The 15045-nt window shown below is 48.8% G+C and carries 15 protein-coding genes and 2 tRNA genes; 10 read left to right on the top strand and 7 right to left on the bottom strand.

Annotation, left to right across the window (positions count from 1 at the left end; genetic code table 11):
• Window positions 1-5 precede the first annotated feature (5 nt).
• The 3 genes from tssM to ACUY4Q_RS15055 are packed head-to-tail and all read left to right on the top strand — an operon-like array spanning window position 6 to window position 5379.
• Window positions 6-3530, top strand: a complete 3525-nt coding sequence (gene tssM / locus ACUY4Q_RS15065; protein WP_458043548.1) for a type VI secretion system membrane subunit TssM — start codon at window positions 6-8, stop codon at window positions 3528-3530.
• A gap of 10 nt (window positions 3531-3540) precedes the next feature.
• Window positions 3541-4875 (top strand): VasL domain-containing protein, encoded by a 1335-nt coding sequence (locus ACUY4Q_RS15060; protein WP_458043547.1) that lies wholly within the window; start codon window positions 3541-3543, stop codon window positions 4873-4875.
• A 24-nt stretch (window positions 4876-4899) separates the two neighbouring features.
• Entirely contained in the window at window positions 4900-5379 is a 480-nt protein-coding gene (locus tag ACUY4Q_RS15055) for an Hcp family type VI secretion system effector (RefSeq protein ID WP_458043546.1), read from the top strand.
• Window positions 5380-5577: 198 nt separating this feature from the next.
• Here the strand turns inward: ACUY4Q_RS15055 and ACUY4Q_RS15050 are convergent, their stop codons facing one another.
• The 3 genes from ACUY4Q_RS15050 to ACUY4Q_RS15040 all read right to left on the bottom strand — a co-directional run bounded on the left by ACUY4Q_RS15050 (window position 5578) and on the right by ACUY4Q_RS15040 (window position 7270).
• Window positions 5578-6339 (bottom strand): lipoprotein YafT, encoded by a 762-nt coding sequence (locus ACUY4Q_RS15050; protein WP_458043545.1) that lies wholly within the window; start codon window positions 6337-6339, stop codon window positions 5578-5580.
• Window positions 6340-6834: 495 nt separating this feature from the next.
• Window positions 6835-6922, bottom strand: a tRNA-Ser gene (locus ACUY4Q_RS15045).
• A 260-nt stretch (window positions 6923-7182) separates the two neighbouring features.
• Window positions 7183-7270: transfer RNA gene (locus ACUY4Q_RS15040), tRNA-Ser, on the bottom strand.
• 272 nt (window positions 7271-7542) lie between these two features.
• Here ACUY4Q_RS15040 and ghrA point away from each other — a divergent pair.
• The 4 genes from ghrA to ACUY4Q_RS15020 all read left to right on the top strand — a co-directional run bounded on the left by ghrA (window position 7543) and on the right by ACUY4Q_RS15020 (window position 10465).
• Window positions 7543-8481 carry a glyoxylate/hydroxypyruvate reductase GhrA gene (gene ghrA, locus ACUY4Q_RS15035; RefSeq protein WP_458043544.1) on the top strand — a complete coding sequence of 313 codons (939 nt, stop codon included), beginning with the start codon at window positions 7543-7545 and terminating at the stop codon, window positions 8479-8481.
• 83 nt (window positions 8482-8564) lie between these two features.
• Complete coding sequence (locus ACUY4Q_RS15030) at window positions 8565-9302, top strand: phosphatase (RefSeq protein WP_458043543.1); 738 nt, start codon at window positions 8565-8567, stop codon at window positions 9300-9302.
• 23 nt (window positions 9303-9325) lie between these two features.
• Window positions 9326-9880 carry a TorD/DmsD family molecular chaperone gene (locus ACUY4Q_RS15025; RefSeq protein ID WP_458043542.1) on the top strand — a complete coding sequence of 185 codons (555 nt, stop codon included), beginning with the start codon at window positions 9326-9328 and terminating at the stop codon, window positions 9878-9880.
• 102 nt (window positions 9881-9982) lie between these two features.
• On the top strand, window positions 9983-10465 hold the full coding sequence (locus ACUY4Q_RS15020) for a DUF1097 domain-containing protein (protein ID WP_458043541.1): 483 nt from the start codon (window positions 9983-9985) through the stop codon (window positions 10463-10465).
• A gap of 36 nt (window positions 10466-10501) precedes the next feature.
• Here the strand turns inward: ACUY4Q_RS15020 and csgG are convergent, their stop codons facing one another.
• The 4 genes from csgG to csgD are packed head-to-tail and all read right to left on the bottom strand — an operon-like array spanning window position 10502 to window position 12851.
• Window positions 10502-11335 carry a curli production assembly/transport protein CsgG gene (gene csgG / locus ACUY4Q_RS15015; protein ID WP_458043540.1) on the bottom strand — a complete coding sequence of 278 codons (834 nt, stop codon included), beginning with the start codon at window positions 11333-11335 and terminating at the stop codon, window positions 10502-10504.
• 26 nt (window positions 11336-11361) lie between these two features.
• The gene (csgF, locus tag ACUY4Q_RS15010) at window positions 11362-11778 is read right to left on the bottom strand and encodes a curli production assembly/transport protein CsgF (RefSeq protein ID WP_458043539.1); all 417 of its coding nucleotides are present in this window, start codon (window positions 11776-11778) and stop codon (window positions 11362-11364) included.
• A gap of 28 nt (window positions 11779-11806) precedes the next feature.
• Entirely contained in the window at window positions 11807-12196 is a 390-nt protein-coding gene (gene csgE / locus ACUY4Q_RS15005; protein ID WP_458043538.1) for a curli production assembly/transport protein CsgE, read from the bottom strand.
• A 4-nt stretch (window positions 12197-12200) separates the two neighbouring features.
• Window positions 12201-12851 carry a biofilm master transcriptional regulator CsgD gene (csgD, locus tag ACUY4Q_RS15000; RefSeq protein ID WP_458043537.1) on the bottom strand — a complete coding sequence of 217 codons (651 nt, stop codon included), beginning with the start codon at window positions 12849-12851 and terminating at the stop codon, window positions 12201-12203.
• 764 nt (window positions 12852-13615) lie between these two features.
• Here csgD and csgB point away from each other — a divergent pair.
• Genes csgB through csgC form a run of 3 tightly spaced genes read left to right on the top strand, consistent with a single transcriptional unit; the run spans window position 13616 to window position 14941 of the window.
• Window positions 13616-14071 carry a curli minor subunit CsgB gene (gene csgB, locus ACUY4Q_RS14995; protein WP_458043536.1) on the top strand — a complete coding sequence of 152 codons (456 nt, stop codon included), beginning with the start codon at window positions 13616-13618 and terminating at the stop codon, window positions 14069-14071.
• A 39-nt stretch (window positions 14072-14110) separates the two neighbouring features.
• Window positions 14111-14554, top strand: coding sequence for a curli major subunit CsgA (csgA, locus tag ACUY4Q_RS14990; RefSeq protein WP_458043535.1), 444 nt, complete (start codon window positions 14111-14113; stop codon window positions 14552-14554).
• A 57-nt stretch (window positions 14555-14611) separates the two neighbouring features.
• Window positions 14612-14941, top strand: coding sequence for a curli assembly chaperone CsgC (gene csgC, locus ACUY4Q_RS14985; RefSeq protein WP_458043534.1), 330 nt, complete (start codon window positions 14612-14614; stop codon window positions 14939-14941).
• The last annotated feature ends 104 nt before the right edge of the window (window positions 14942-15045 follow it).

Here is a 15045-nt window from a genome sequence, read left to right as displayed (position 1 = left end):
GTTTTGTGTTGAAAATACCCACCCCTCGCATGTTAAGCCGACTGGCTTCTGTACTCAGGCCCGCCATGCCCCGTTTTAACGTGTCAGTCATCTGGTTACTGGCGCTGGCGTGGATAGTGCTGCTGGTATGGATCTGGTGGAAGGGTCCCTCGTGGAGGTTAAACGACACCTATTGGCTCAAACCACTGGCAAACCGCTGGCTGGTCACTGCTGTCTGGGGAATGTTAGCGCTTTTATGGCTCATTGTCAGAGTGATGAAACGTTTGCAACTGATGGAAAAGCAGCAAAGGCAGCAGCGTCAGGAAGAGCAAGACCCTCTCTCTCTCGCTATTAATCAACAGCAGCGTTATCTCGACCACTGGCTGCTGCGGTTGCAGCGTCATCTGGCCAGCCGTCGATACCTGTGGCAATTGCCCTGGTATGTGATGACAGGACCGAGTGAAAGCGGTAAGACAGCGCTGTTAAGGGAAGGATACCCTGCAGACATTATCTATGCCCCTGATTCCAGACGGCTAAGCCATCAGCAGTTATCAGTTACACCTTGGGTCGGCAAACAGGCGGTGATTTTCGATACGCACCGCATGTTGAATGAACCTGATGACGGTAACGTATTACATCGTCGCCTCCGGGAGCATTGGTTAGGGTGGTTACTGCAAAAGCGCTCCCGCCAGCCGCTTAATGGCCTGATCTTGACGCTTGATCTCCCCGATTTGTTGACCGCGGACAAACGACGCCAGGAACACCTTATCCGAACTCTGCGCGACCAGTTGCAGGCCTTTCGCCAGTCTTTGCATGCCCGTCTGCCGGTCTATGTCGTGTTGACGAAGCTGGATTTGCTAACTGGGTTTGCCGCCTGGTTTACGACGGTGGAAAGAAATGTGCGTGACCGTGTTTTGGGGGTGACCTTCTCGCATCATGCGCATCAAAGTGAAACCTGGCGTAATGAACTGCGTGCATTCTGGGATAACTGGGGAACGCAGATGAACCATGCCCTGATAAGCCAGATGATAACGCAGTCCACGCCAGCAGCTCGCAGCGCAGTTTTCAGTTTCTATCGCCAGATGCAAGGGGTGGGGGAGTGTGTGACAAGCATGTTGGATGCACTGCTGGATGGAGTGGAGCAGGATATCCTGCTGCGTGGCGTTTATCTCACTTCCTCGCTGCAACGTGGTCAGGTGGATGACATCTTTACACAATCCGCCGCCCGTCAGTACGGGATGGAATTTGCTTCCCTGTCAGCCTGGCCGCTGGTGGAGAGCGCACCCTATTTTACCCGCACGCTTTTTACGGAAGTGCTCCTGGCAGAACCCAACATAGCAGGGGAAAATCGCCAGTGGCTCGCCCGGTCTCGTCATCGGATGATGCTTTTCGCGGGATGTGCGGCAATCACAGGGCTGCTGCTTATTACCGGCTGGCATCATTGGTACAACCAAAACTACCGTGCCGGGCTGAAGGTACTTGCGCAAGCGAAATCTTTTATGGCGGTGCCACCGCCCCAAGGCATTGATGAGTCTGGTCGGCTGCAGTTGCCGCTGTTGAATCCTGTGCGTGATGCGACTCTGGCTTACGGTGACTGGGGCGGCAGAAGCTGGCTCGCAGAGATGGGTCTTTATCAGGGGACGAGGGTGGGGCCGTATGTCGAACGGACTTACCTCCATCTTCTTGAACAGCGTTATCTTCCCGCTCTGCTGAACGGATTGATAAAACAGATGAAAAGCATGCCGCCTGGCTCTGAAGAAAAACTGGCAGTACTGCGCGTCATTCGAATGCTAGATGACAAGAGTGGACGCAATGATAAGGTTGTTAAACAGTTTATGGCCCGCCGCTGGAGCGAACAGTTCCACGGTCAGCGCGACATTCAAGCGCAATTGATGTCTCACCTTGACTATGCGCTGGCGCATACTGACTGGCGTGGAGAGCGACAACAAGGTGATGCTGATGCTATTAGCCTTTGGACGCCTTATGCCCAGACCGTTACGGCGGCGCAAAAAGAGTTGAGTAAACTGCCGGTTTATCAACGCGTTTACCAGAGCCTAAAAACACGCGGGCTGGGGGTATTGCCCGCCGATCTCAACCTGCGTGATTATACTGGCCCTTCCTTCAATCAGGTCTTCACCGCTGCCGATGATAAACGGCTGATCATTCCCCAGTTTCTGACTCGATATGGTCTTCAGAGCTATTTCGTAAAACAACATGACGAACTGGTGACACTCACCGCGATGGACTCATGGGTGTTGGCTCTGATGCGTAACGTTACCTATAGCGATGCCGATCGAACGGAGATCCAGCGCCAACTGACTGAGCAGTATCTCAATGACTACACTGCTACCTGGCGTGCTGCTATGGATAATTTGACCATTCGCGACTATGACTCGTTGACGCTGCTTAACAGCGCACTGGAACAAATAATCAGTGGCGATCAACCCTTCCAGAGAGTGTTGACTGCTCTACGAGACAATACCCGACCTTCTCTCCTTTCTGAAAAGCTTGACGATAAGGCCCGATATGCAGCGCAAGCGGAGCCACAATGGCGGCTGCTAAACCGACTGGGGCATGAGTTTGAGCTGGAGGACCGCGTGCTGGAAGAGCAGAAGGATAAGGGTAGTGTGCTTCAGGCCGTCTATTCACAGCTGACAGAACTGCATCGTTACTTGCTGGCCATTCAAAATGCGCCTTCACCTGGAAAATCGGCGTTAAAAGCCGTCCAGCTTCGGTTAGATCATAACAGCACCGATCCGATTTTTGCCACTCGACAAATGGCAAAAACGTTGCCATCGCCACTCAATCGCTGGGTTGATAAATTGGCGGATCAGGCCTGGCATGTGGTGATGATCGAGGCGGTTCACTATATGGAACTGGACTGGCGCGACACTATCGTAAACACCTTTAACAGCCAGTTGGCAAACAAATACCCGTTTAATCCACGTTCAAAAGAGGATGTCTCGCTGGATGCATTTGAACGCTTCTTCAAAACGGGCGGTTTACTGGATACGTTTTATCAGCAGAACCTGAAACTGTTTGTGGATAATAGCCAGGGATTGAATGAAGAGGGTAATGTAATTATCCGCGAAGATGTCCTCATTCAGCTCCATAGTGCGCAAAAAATCCGCGACATTTTCTTTAGTTCGCAAAATGGAATGGGAACGCAGTTTGCCGTAGAGACGGTGGGATTGTCAGGCAATAAACGGCGCAGCGTGCTGAACCTTGATGGGCAACTGGTCGATTACGCACAGGGGCGCAACTATACCGCACACCTGGTCTGGCCAAACAATATGCGTGAAGGTAATGAGAGCAAGTTGACGTTGGTTGGTATAAACAGTACCTCGCGCAGTATTACTTTCAGCGGCCCGTGGGCACAATTTCGTCTTTTTGACGCAGGCCAGCTGACCAACGTTCAGGATGGTTCTTTTACCGCTCGCTTCACCGTGGATGGTGGCACGATGACCTACCGTATCTATACCGATACGCTGGATAACCCGTTCGCGGGTGGGCTGTTCAGCCATTTCAGGCTACCGGATACCCTGTATTAAGGAGACACAAATGAGTATGGAGACTCAAACAATAATGACCGGTCGTGACCCGCGTGACCTGCCTGAGTACATCGCTCTGCGAGAGGAGATCAATAAAGCCAGCCATCCCGCTCAGCCGGAAATGAACTGGAAGCTTGTGGAATCACTGGCGCTGACGGTCCTCAAATCAAATGGTGTGGATCTGCACACCGCAAGTTACTACACGCTGGCTCGTACACGTACTCAAGGGCTGGCAGGGTTCTGCGAGGGTGTAGAACTGATAGCGGCACTGATAAGTCGTGAGTGGGATAAATTCTGGCCGCAGAATGGTACCGCAAGAGTGGAAATGTTGGACTGGTTCAATGCCCGAACCGGCAATATACTGCGTCAGCAGATAGCCTTTACTGATGACGATCTGCCGCTTCTCTATAGGGTAGAGTGCGCGCTGCAGATTATTTGCGCTACCCTTGAGCAGGTGAGTCTGGGACGTATTCCCAGGGTGGAAAATCTGCTCTATTTTGTGCAGAACACACGCAGGCGACTTGAACCTAAAAACGATCCCGCAGGCGTTAAAACGGCTGTCTGCACACTCGTCTATATGCCTGAAAGTACGGAAAGGTTAACAGCGGCAATTCCGACTCAACCCGATTCAACGGAGATGAAAGTAGCGGTTCATGCGACAACAGAACCTCCGTCGCGGAGTAAAAAAGCGAATCATAAAAATGGTGTGAAAGGTTTTATGGCTGGTGTGCTTTTTAGCATCGTCGTAGCAGCCGCGCTTTGGGGATGGAAGGTTTATCCTTTGCAACAAAATGTCATGGCAGCACGTGATACGGCACAGGGCGCTGCTGCGGTTTGGTTGGCATCACCTCAGTTGAGCGATTATCCGCAACGGCTACAGCAACTGAGCGCTTATTCTCCATTGCTAATGCTTGAAACCGGTCAGCAGATGACCCGAATGGCTGATATGCGCTGGCCTGCAAGTTTGCTACAGCAGCAAGCCACTTCTCGCTGGAACTCGACGTTAAAAAACCAGGCCGCGAGTAGCCCGCAAATGTTGGGGTGGCAGAAGACGCGAATCGAATTACGGTCATTTGCCGAACTGCTGGTTCGGCGAGAGCAGGCAAAGGAAGGCTTAACGCTCTCTTCTATTAAAACCATTGTTTACCAGGCAGAGCGTGAACTTAGCCTTGAGACGCCGCTGGAATATTTGTTAACGGAATTCCAGCAGGCGAGATCTGAGGGAAAGAACATCGATATGCTGCAAAAGCAAATCAATGAACGGCTTCACGGAGTGTTAAGCCGCTGGCTATTGTTATCGCAGAGTGGGGCGCTGGAAACGCTGACCAGGAATCCAGATAAATAATTTTTATTTTAAAGGAGTATCATCATGGCAAATCTCGTCTATTTGAAACTACAGGGACAATTACAAGGATTAATTTCGGCAGGGTGTTCTTCACTGGATTCAATCGGGAATAGAGCCCAGATTGCGCATCTGGATCAAATTATGGTAACAGAACTCAATCACGGTATGAGTCGGGTGCAGAACGTAAATCATCAGGAATTGACCATCCAGAAACCGATAGACAAATCTTCACCTTTATTAAGTAAGGCCATAAACGAAAATGAATGCCTGACATGCGATTTTGAGTATTATCGGACTAATCGTTTTGGTATTAATGAATTGTACTACCGGGTAAAACTGATCAAGGCAAGGATATCAAGTATACATATTTGCGTTCCACATGCTATCACTGAGAGTTCTGCTCAGCCTGAAGAGTCAGTATCGTTCACCTATGAAAGTATTAACTGGGAACACTGTATTGCCGGAACCAGTGCTTATAGTCTGTGGGAAGAGCGCGTGTTCTGACGGCGGTGCGATAATAATCCAAAAGAGTTGAATAGTATTGACGACGCCTGTGCAAATATCATTAATTTAACCTCATATAATATGGGATGAATTTGCTGATAAACAGAGATATTGTTGAACACGTCTGCGCCTGTTTCTCATCGCTGGCTGCCGCCACTGATTATTGGCGGCAGGCGAATAGACAGTAATAATCATTTGTTACTGATATCGACTGTTCAAGTCTTTAACCACTGCGGCGATAGTTCTTTGTTTTAGTTGACTGATTTTTGGCTGGGGAATCGGCTCCTTTTCGTTGAATTGTGAAGAGATATTATCCTCGTAGTTAATCGGAGACCAGGTCGCCCATGCGCCTGTTGCCACATCTACCAGAGCAAAACGTATCAGATAACGTAGCGAACCGGGACTGGGTACTGATTCATTTTGATAATCTGTCCATAAGGTTGTTTTTGTGACATTATCGTATTTCCCTGTTTGCAGCGTATCCCAATAAACTATCACCGTTTTTTGCTGTCCTTTTGCTGCGATGTAGCGCAGTGACTGCATATAATTCATATTTTCGCTGATGACGGTTTGCCCTTCTTCATCCTTCACTTTATTGCAGGACAGTTTTTTTTGTCTGTCCGGGACGCCCGAGAATGTTGTTACTTTGTAATATTTACTCAGTTCCTGCTGCATAACCGTATCTGGAGCCTGGTTCCCTGATTGAATAAGAATAACTGCGGAATCTGATGGGACACTGAGTTTATCGCTCTCAAGCGCGGCCTGAATATCTTCTTCTGAAACTGACAGGGTCGTCTCATTCCCAAAGATATCTTTATCTGTAAGTTGAGGCAGGGTATTTTTATTACTCCTGGATGGTGATTCAGATACCAATTTTTTTCTGGCGTCAATTGAAGATTGAGTGCAGCCATTCAACAAAAAAGCTGCGGCGGATAAGACTATCAATAAGCGTGTTCTCATGAGCGTTCTCTTGCAAGGAGGGATGAGTTATTTTACACAGGGAAGGGGAGGTGTCTTTGTTTTATTTTGGCTTTCTTAACGTTTTATTTTTATATTTTTTGCGTCAATGAATAAGATGATTCAATAATTTTCAGGGTTGTAAATTGATTGCGATTAAAAAATTGAGCAGCGCATGATGTATCAGATAAAAATAATGCGAAAAAGTCTGGGCTTTCGTACAGTCTCTTATCTGAAATAAGAGCGGTTAGGGGGATTGACTCGCTTCGCTCGCCGTTACTCGGCCCATCCCTGGGCCTCGCCCCTCCGGGGCCAGCGAAAATGCTGTTCAAAATTGCTCCTGGCAATTTTGTGCGGGCAGCTTCCTCGCAGGCTCGTCATCTGTCCACCCGGCTGACGCCGGTTGTCGACCCCCGGTCGGGGCTTCTCATCCCCCCGGTTGAAATGCAATATGCGAAAAAAAAGCCCGCATTTGCATGCGAGCTCTTTTTAAAATAATGGCGGTGAGGGGGGGATTCGAACCCCCGATACGTTGCCGTATACACACTTTCCAGGCGTGCTCCTTCAGCCACTCGGACACCTCACCACATTTTTTACCGTCACTCCACTGGGGGGCAACGGGGCGCTACTATAGGGAGTTGCGCGAAAACGGTCAAGCATATTTTCGGGAATGATGATTGTTCGCTTAAGCTGTGACCAGAGGGCGTTATATAGAGGAAATTAATACCGTGAAGCGTAAACGTCACAAACTTTCTTTTTTATGTCTATTAAAGAAGGAAGGCAAAATCCGCGCTTTGCAGAGACGAAAAAAAAGCCCGCATTTGCATGCGAGCTCTTCTTAAAATATGGCGGTGAGAGAGGGGTTCGAACCCTCGATACGTTGCCGTATACACACTTTCCAGGCGTGCTCCTTCAGCCACTCGGACACCTCACCGTATTGTCATCCCGATGCTGCCAGGACGGGCGCTAATGTAGGGAAAACTGGCACTTCCGTCAATCATCTTTTTCAATTAATTAGCGTATTTAGCCAAACTTCAAACAACCTGCTTCTTAATCACTCTGAAATTGATTTTTTTCTCAGCAACGCCGTTTTTTCGCGGTGATATCAATGATATTTGCTATGTTGTTGAGCTAACTGATGGCCCTTTCACGCCCGCAACCCATCGGTAAAAATATCGGAAACAACAATGCATAACGGGAGCAGCGATGGACATTATCTTTTACCACCCCTCATTTGACGGCGAGTTCTGGATGCGCGAACTCGGTAAAGCACTACCGGAGGCAAAGGTTCGGGCCTGGACTCCGGGTGATGAAGCATCCGCTGATTATGCTCTGGTGTGGCACCCGCCTATTGAAATGCTCCGCGGACGTGAATTAAAAGGCGTCTTCAGCCTCGGTGCAGGCGTCGACGCCATTCTTACGAAGCTAAAAGCGCACCCTGAGATGCTGGCGGCGCACATCCCGCTGTTTCGTCTTGAAGATACGGGGATGGCGATGCAAATGCAGGAGTATGCCGTCAGCCAGGTGCTGCACTGGTTCCGCCGTTTTGACGACTATCAGTTGCTAAAGCGACAGGCCACGTGGCAGGAGCTGGACGAATATCGTCGCGAGGACTTTACTATCGGTATTCTGGGGGCTGGCGTCCTTGGCTCGCAGGTTGCCCAAAGCTTGAGGGGCTGGGGGTTCCCGCTGCGCTGCTGGAGCCGTTCACGTAAAGAGATACCGGGTGTGACAAGTTATGCTGGTGATCAGGAGATGCGCGATTTTTTACAGGGCACCCGTGTGCTGATCAATCTGCTGCCTAACACGCCGGAGACAGCGGGCATCATTAACCAGTCATTGCTGGCTCAGCTTGCTGATAACAGCTACGTCATGAACATCGCGCGTGGGGCGCATGTGGTAGAAGCCGATTTGCTGGCCGCGCTGGATAGCGGCAAAGTCAAAGCGGCGATGCTGGATGTCTTCCATCAGGAGCCACTTCCCGCTGACAACCCGCTCTGGGCACATCTGCGCGTGGCAATCACTCCGCATGTGGCTGCTGTCACTCGCCCGGAGGAAGCCATTGCTTACATTGCCAAAACCATTGGCCAGGTGGAGCGGGGCGAAAGGGCTAACGGGCTGGTTGACAGAGCAAGAGGCTACTGATGACACCCAAAGGTTCACGGGGTTTTCATTAAAAATGGCGGCGATAACTGCTATCCTTGCAAAAACAACTACAGGAGAGTTTCATGTATCCCGTTGACCTGCATATGCATACCGTCGCCAGTACCCACGCCTATAGCACCCTCCAGGACTATATTGCTGAAGCAAAGCGTAAAGGAATCAAGCTTTTTGCGATTACCGATCACGGCCCCGATATGGCGGATGCACCGCACTACTGGCATTTTGTGAATATGCGTATCTGGCCCCGTCTGGTTGATGGCGTAGGTATTTTGCGTGGTATTGAAGCGAATATTAAAAATACCGACGGCGAGATTGATTGCAGTGGGCCGATGCTGCCGTCGCTTGACCTGATCATTGCGGGTTTCCATGAGCCGGTGTTTGCGCCGCAGGACGAAGCGACCAACACTCAGGCGATGATTGCTACCATTGCGGGCGGCATCGCCCATATTATCAGCCACCCCGGCAATCCTAAATATCCCATCAATATCAAGGCGGTTGCTGAAGCCGCCGCAAAATATGATGTGGCGCTGGAAATTAATAACTCCTCTTTCCTGCATTCCCGTAAAGGTAGCGAAGCCAATTGCCGTGCCATTGCGGCTGCCGTGCGTGATGCAGGAGGGTGGGTAGCGCTGGGATCCGACTCCCATACCGCTTTTACCCTCGGCGATTTTGACGAATGCCGTAAAGTCCTTGATGATGTGGGCTTCCCGGAAGAAAAGATTCTTAATGTCTCACCACGTCGGTTACTCTCTTTCCTTGAATCCCGCGGGATGGAACCCATTAGCGAATTCGCTGAACTTTAATCTGTCATTTACTGGAACCTTGCATGAACGAATTTTCCATCCTCTGCCGCGTACTCGGCTCACTTTTTTATCGCCAGCCGCAGGACCCGCTACTGGTACCGCTCTACACGCTGATTCGCGAGGGCAAACTGGCACAAAACTGGCCGCTTGAGCAGGATGAGTTGCTCACACGATTGCAGAAAAATTGCGATGCCCAAAGCCTGGCGGCAGATTACAACGCGTTGTTTGTCGGCGATGAGTGCCGGGTCTCGCCGTACCGTAGCGCATGGGTGGAAGAGGGGACGGAAGCGGAAGTGCACGCGTTTCTTGCCTCGCGCGGGATGCCGTTAACCCAGACGCCGGCAGATCATTTTGGCACCTTATTACTGGCTGCCTCCTGGCTGGAAGATCAGTCAGCAGAAGACGAAAGCGAGGCGCTGGAAACCCTGTTTTCTGACTATCTCCTGCCGTGGTGTGGCACCTTCCTCGGAAAAGTAGAAGCCCATGCGACCACCCCGTTCTGGCGTACGCTGGCGCTGCTGACCCGCGAAGCGCTCTCCGCCATGTGGGACGAGTTGCAGGAGACGGAAGAGGAATAAATGTGACGGTAATCACATTTGAAATGTAACGGTTGTTTTTGCGTTGCATTATTTGTGGTGTAAATCACATCTGATAGGTGCGTATCTGGTAAGATGCGCACCATGAACTTACTTCTCTCTCTCGCATTAACAACAGGGCTGCTGTCCGGTCTTTGGGGCTGGGTTGCTGTCTCACTTGGCCTTATCAGCTGGGCGGGTTTTCTCGGTTGTACCGCTTATTTCGCCTGCCCACAGGGTGGCGTAAAAGGGCTGCTCATTTCGCTGTGTACGTTACTGAGCGGCGCGGCATGGGCGCAGGTGATCATTCACGGCAGCGCGCTGGCCCCTCATCTGGAAATAGTGGGCTATGTGGTCACCGGGCTGGTGGCATTTTTGATGTGCGTACAGGCAAAAAGTTTGCTGCTTTCATTTGTGCCAGGCACCTTTATTGGCGCCTGCGCCACCTTTGCCGGACAGGGCGACTGGCGACTGGTCGTGCCCTCGCTGGTGGTGGGGTTACTGTTTGGTTTTGCAATGAAAAACAGCGGCATCTGGCTTGCCTCCCGACGCACCACATCCCTGTCTGAACAACAAAAAAAAGCGTGACGGTGTAAGCCGACACGCTTTTACTTTTCATCGCCATCAGGATTCAGGTGGTACAGCCATTTCCCTGTATTTCACCAGCACCTCGTTTTTATTCTCTGCTTTATTTTGCAGATCCCACAATCCGCGATCGATGCCGTCGTTAATCAGCAAAATAACCCCGGTTTCAATGGCTGACATTAAACAGAGCATAACCGGTTCATTGGCGGTGTAACCTACTTCCGCCTCAAGCAGCCGTTGGTAATCAATAAAGCGGAACACCCCGGCCTGCACTTCATAAGACAGAATCGTTTTGCTGGTATTCACCGAGGAGAGAATTTCCCCTGTACTCACATTGACCACGCGTAGATTGACGGCGATCTGGTCGAGCTGATATTGCGTATCCGCCCCAATACCAAAGTATCGTGCACCCGCACCGCCCGATTTCACATTGCTTTCATAGCCAATGATCGACCCCTCCACCATGACATTCGCCGCCGTTAAGGACTGTAACGGGAAGCGATTGTTGACCGCTACCGTGCCATTTTCCTGGGCTGCACGGATGATCTTGCGTTCGTTAAGCAGGTTTTGCAGCCCCTGACGTTCCAGGGGGACAAACCAACGTGAGTCTTTTAGCGCAGTAACCAGCATGGCCGTCGCACTTTGCGGCACCGCCGTTGAGAAGTTACTGGCTGGATAGGGTTTAAACTGCCCGGTTTCATCCTGAATGTTATATACCGACACGAAAATCTTACCTGTCGGTAGCGGCAGGTGGGTTAAATCCTGATAACTCTGAGCCCGAGGTAATAAAGTAGGTTTAGCGGCCTGTTTCGGCGGCGCGGTTAAGCATCCGCTTAATAAACACACGGCCAGAATAAGTAATAAGCGCTGCATGATTGTCGTCCTGTAAAGGCGATGCCTTAGAAATCAGTTGAACCGCTTTGCAGACCTGAAACTTCGATGGTTGAGGTTCTGCCTGTCTTTCTGTCAGTTACATTTAATTGCAGTTGCCCATCCCGGTTGGCGATATCGACGATATAGTCACTGGTCACCATTCTTCCCGGTTTGCCACTATTAATATTGGTCAACAATCCACCCAATATTTGTGACTGAATGGATTGGGTAAAATTATCTAATGCTGACGGCGTTTCTATTCCGTAGTCGTCCTTATAGCTTGGATCTTTATAGGAGTTTTGCGCCTGGGCGCTGTTTAATAAAAATGCCCCATTATTTGGGTTACCGCCAAAATTGGGATTACGGAATTGGAACGTCATATTACCGGCCCAGCTTAGCGGTGCTACAAGCATGAACAAGGTTAGGGCAGATGCGATACGCATGTTTGCCTCCGGAAAGAGTAATCGTGTTTTAGAACTCGTCTTTCGCCAAATCACCCGTGCTGAGTAATGCCTGGTTAATTTGAAGATGATCAAGTGCTTCCTGTGTTTGTGCTAACGCGGAATCGATGTTTTTTTCGAAGTCACGTTTCGTGGGAAAGAGAAATGTCTGATAAACGACATTCTGGTTAACCGCAATGGTTATCCAGCTTCCCCAGCGCGCACTGGGCCGTTCATTAATGGTTAAATTCCCTGTCCAGGTACTTTCCCATTTATCACTAAATGCACGATAAAAATCATGACCGATTGAAGAGACCGTATGATCGGTTAACAAACCGGGTATCTCCACTTCGACAGCGCGAAGATCCCCCGCAGCAAAGAAAAAGCCGGCTGCCGCAAGATAATTCAGATAGCGTTTCATGGCGTTAACGCCTGAGGTTGTCGTTAGCCCAGGAGACAGCCTGAGTACGATTTTTAACGGATATCTTCTTGAAAAGATTATAAAGATGCGTTTTAACCGTATTTTCGCTGATGAATAGCGAACGGGCGATTTCAATGTTCGATGCGCCAATGCGCAGCTTATTTAAAATCTCTTTTTCCCGATGCGTCAGCAACGCCGATTCAGAACTGCTGTAACGATAATTACCCGAATGAGTAATCAAATAGCTGGCCAGTTTTTGTGAGAAGTAACACTCACCGCGCTGGATTCCTTGTAACCCTTCCACCATGCAGGATTCGTCTTCCGACACGTAAAATACGCCGTTGATATGTGGCCAGTTTTCAATTTCGCGGAAGGGATATTCATCTGGCGTATTCATCAACAATAATTTTAAATTATTGTTTCTGCGGGATAAAATATCCTGCCAATAATGAATCATTTTCTTATCAGCCTCCATCATATCAAACAACACTACGCTGCCACTTGAAATATCATCCAGCGAGCGTTGAATATTATGGAGTTTTCCCGTCAATGACAAAGACTGCTTAAGATGTTGCAACAAAGCTGTTGCCTGTAAAGAAGGTTTGGTAATTAACAATAACGCTTGATTTTGAACACCTTGGACTTCACTAAACATGATGAAACCCCGCTTTAAGCACATCCGCAGCTTTCCCCGCACAAAGCGGGGAAACCAGAAGTACTGACAGATGCTGTTTGCTGTGTGTAGTAATAAACGCTCAACCCACTAAGGGGAAATTAATAAAATTACATGAGTGCTGCTGATTTCAATCTAGCTTCAGCCAACCTTAAATCAAGTGTTAAACATGTAACCGAATGTAAAAATCAATATTAATTTGTTAATTAATCTTTTTGAAAGGTTTTTGATTGATACATAAGTTGTACATCTAACGAAAGTTGCATAAATTTTAAAAATCATACAAACATATTTAATATATTGAAATATAAATAAAATTTAAAAATCTAAAAGTTGTACCTTCTCTACATTATAGAAAATACCCGGTGGTGGAATGCGGTTTAATTCTGACTGAAAAAAAGTCGCGTGGTGACGACAGATTGGCGGAAATTTGCAAACGCGCTCTCATAAGTCGTTCCTGGATAACCTGAAGTGCGCTATTTGTTATAAGTAAATGCGTAACACCGGAATGCTAAAGTTCCTTCTTTATATGTTTTTAAAAAAATCTGCTTTTATCATACTTTGGTGTGAATATTATTTTTCAAAATACAACTCGTGGATTAGATATTAAAGTTATTTGTCTGCGCATACTGACTTTCGTAACGCAGCGTTAACAAATATTTCGAGAGTTAACTACTGCGCAGCAGGCGAAACAATTTAATAAAAGAATTGTTTCGTGAAGCACCTAACCAGGCCAGGGTGACAACATGAAAAACAAGTTGTTATTTATGATGTTAGCAATGCTGGGTACGCCTGGGTTTGCAACCGCAGCAAGTTATGATTTGGCAAGTTCAGAATATAACCTGGCGGTAAATGAATTAAGCGCAGCCTCTTATAACAAGGCCGCAATTATCGGTCAAACCGGTTCTAATAATAATGCACAGATTAACCAGGGTGGTTCTAAGTTATTGTCGGCGATTTCCCAGGACGGTGCCCGGAATTCCGCAAGAATAGACCAGTCAGGTTCATACAACCTTGCTTATATCGATCAGTCGGGAAACTCGAATGATGCGAGCATTACGCAAGGGGCATATGGCAATACTGCGATGATTATCCAGAAAGGGTCGGGTAACAAAGCGAGCATTGCGCAGTACGGTACACAGAAGACAGCAGTTGTAGTGCAAAGACAGTCGCAAATGTCGATTCGCGTTATACAACGTTGAACGCAGAGTGACGTTTATTCAATCCGATGGGGGTTTACCATGAAACTTTTCAAAGTGGCAGTTGTAGCAGCTCTCGTAGTTTCAGCCAGTGCTTTTGCAGGCGTTGTTCCTCAGTATGGTCATGGCGGTAATGGTGGCAACAGCGGTCCTAATTCAGAGCTGAACATCTACCAGAGCGGTGCAAGTAACTCTGCCCTCGCACTGCAATCTGATGCGCGCAATTCTGAAACCACAATTAGCCAGCATGGCTCCAGTAACGGTGCCGATGTAGGTCAGGGTTCTGATAACAGCGAAATCAGCCTGTCACAAAGCGGTTCTCGTAACAGTGCAACTATCGACCAGTGGAACAGCCGTAACTCTGACATTACCGTCAGCCAGTTCGGTAGCCGCAACGGTGCGCTGGTTAACCAGACGGCTTCTGATTCCAGTGTTGTTGTTCGTCAGGTTGGTTTTGGCAACAACGCCACGGCTAATCAGTACTAAGCAACGCGTTGTAAAAAGAGACAGGGCTCAGGCCCTGTTTCTTTTTATGGAGGTTCCATGCATACCTTATTGCTGCTTGCCGCACTGTCTAATCAGATAACGTTTGACGCCGTTCAACAGGGGGAGGTTTACACCATCACGCCGCAGGTGGTGCTGAGTGAGGACTGCCTTTGTCAGGTGCAAATTCTGGCAACCCGGCAGGGCGAAGCCGGTGAAAGCAGAACACAACAGCGAAAAACCCTCTCGTTGCGGGCGAATCAACCTACCGCTTTAATGAGAATGAGCATGACTATTTCGCCACAGGACCATGTCAGTATTACGGTCACGGTCACGGACGGAAATAATCTGCATCTCTCGCAGCAATGGTCTCCGCAAAAACAAAGCTAAGTCATTCATTTAATGAATGAATGGCGCTAAATAAGTGCGGTTAATATTCTGTTAAATTTGTTGAAATGATGTATATATAAAGCTGACACTCTGATTACCAGAGG

The organism is Phytobacter cepae, assembly GCF_054165735.1.
Note: the sequence above shows the minus strand (reverse complement) of the source record. Positions and strands in the feature narration are given on the sequence as shown.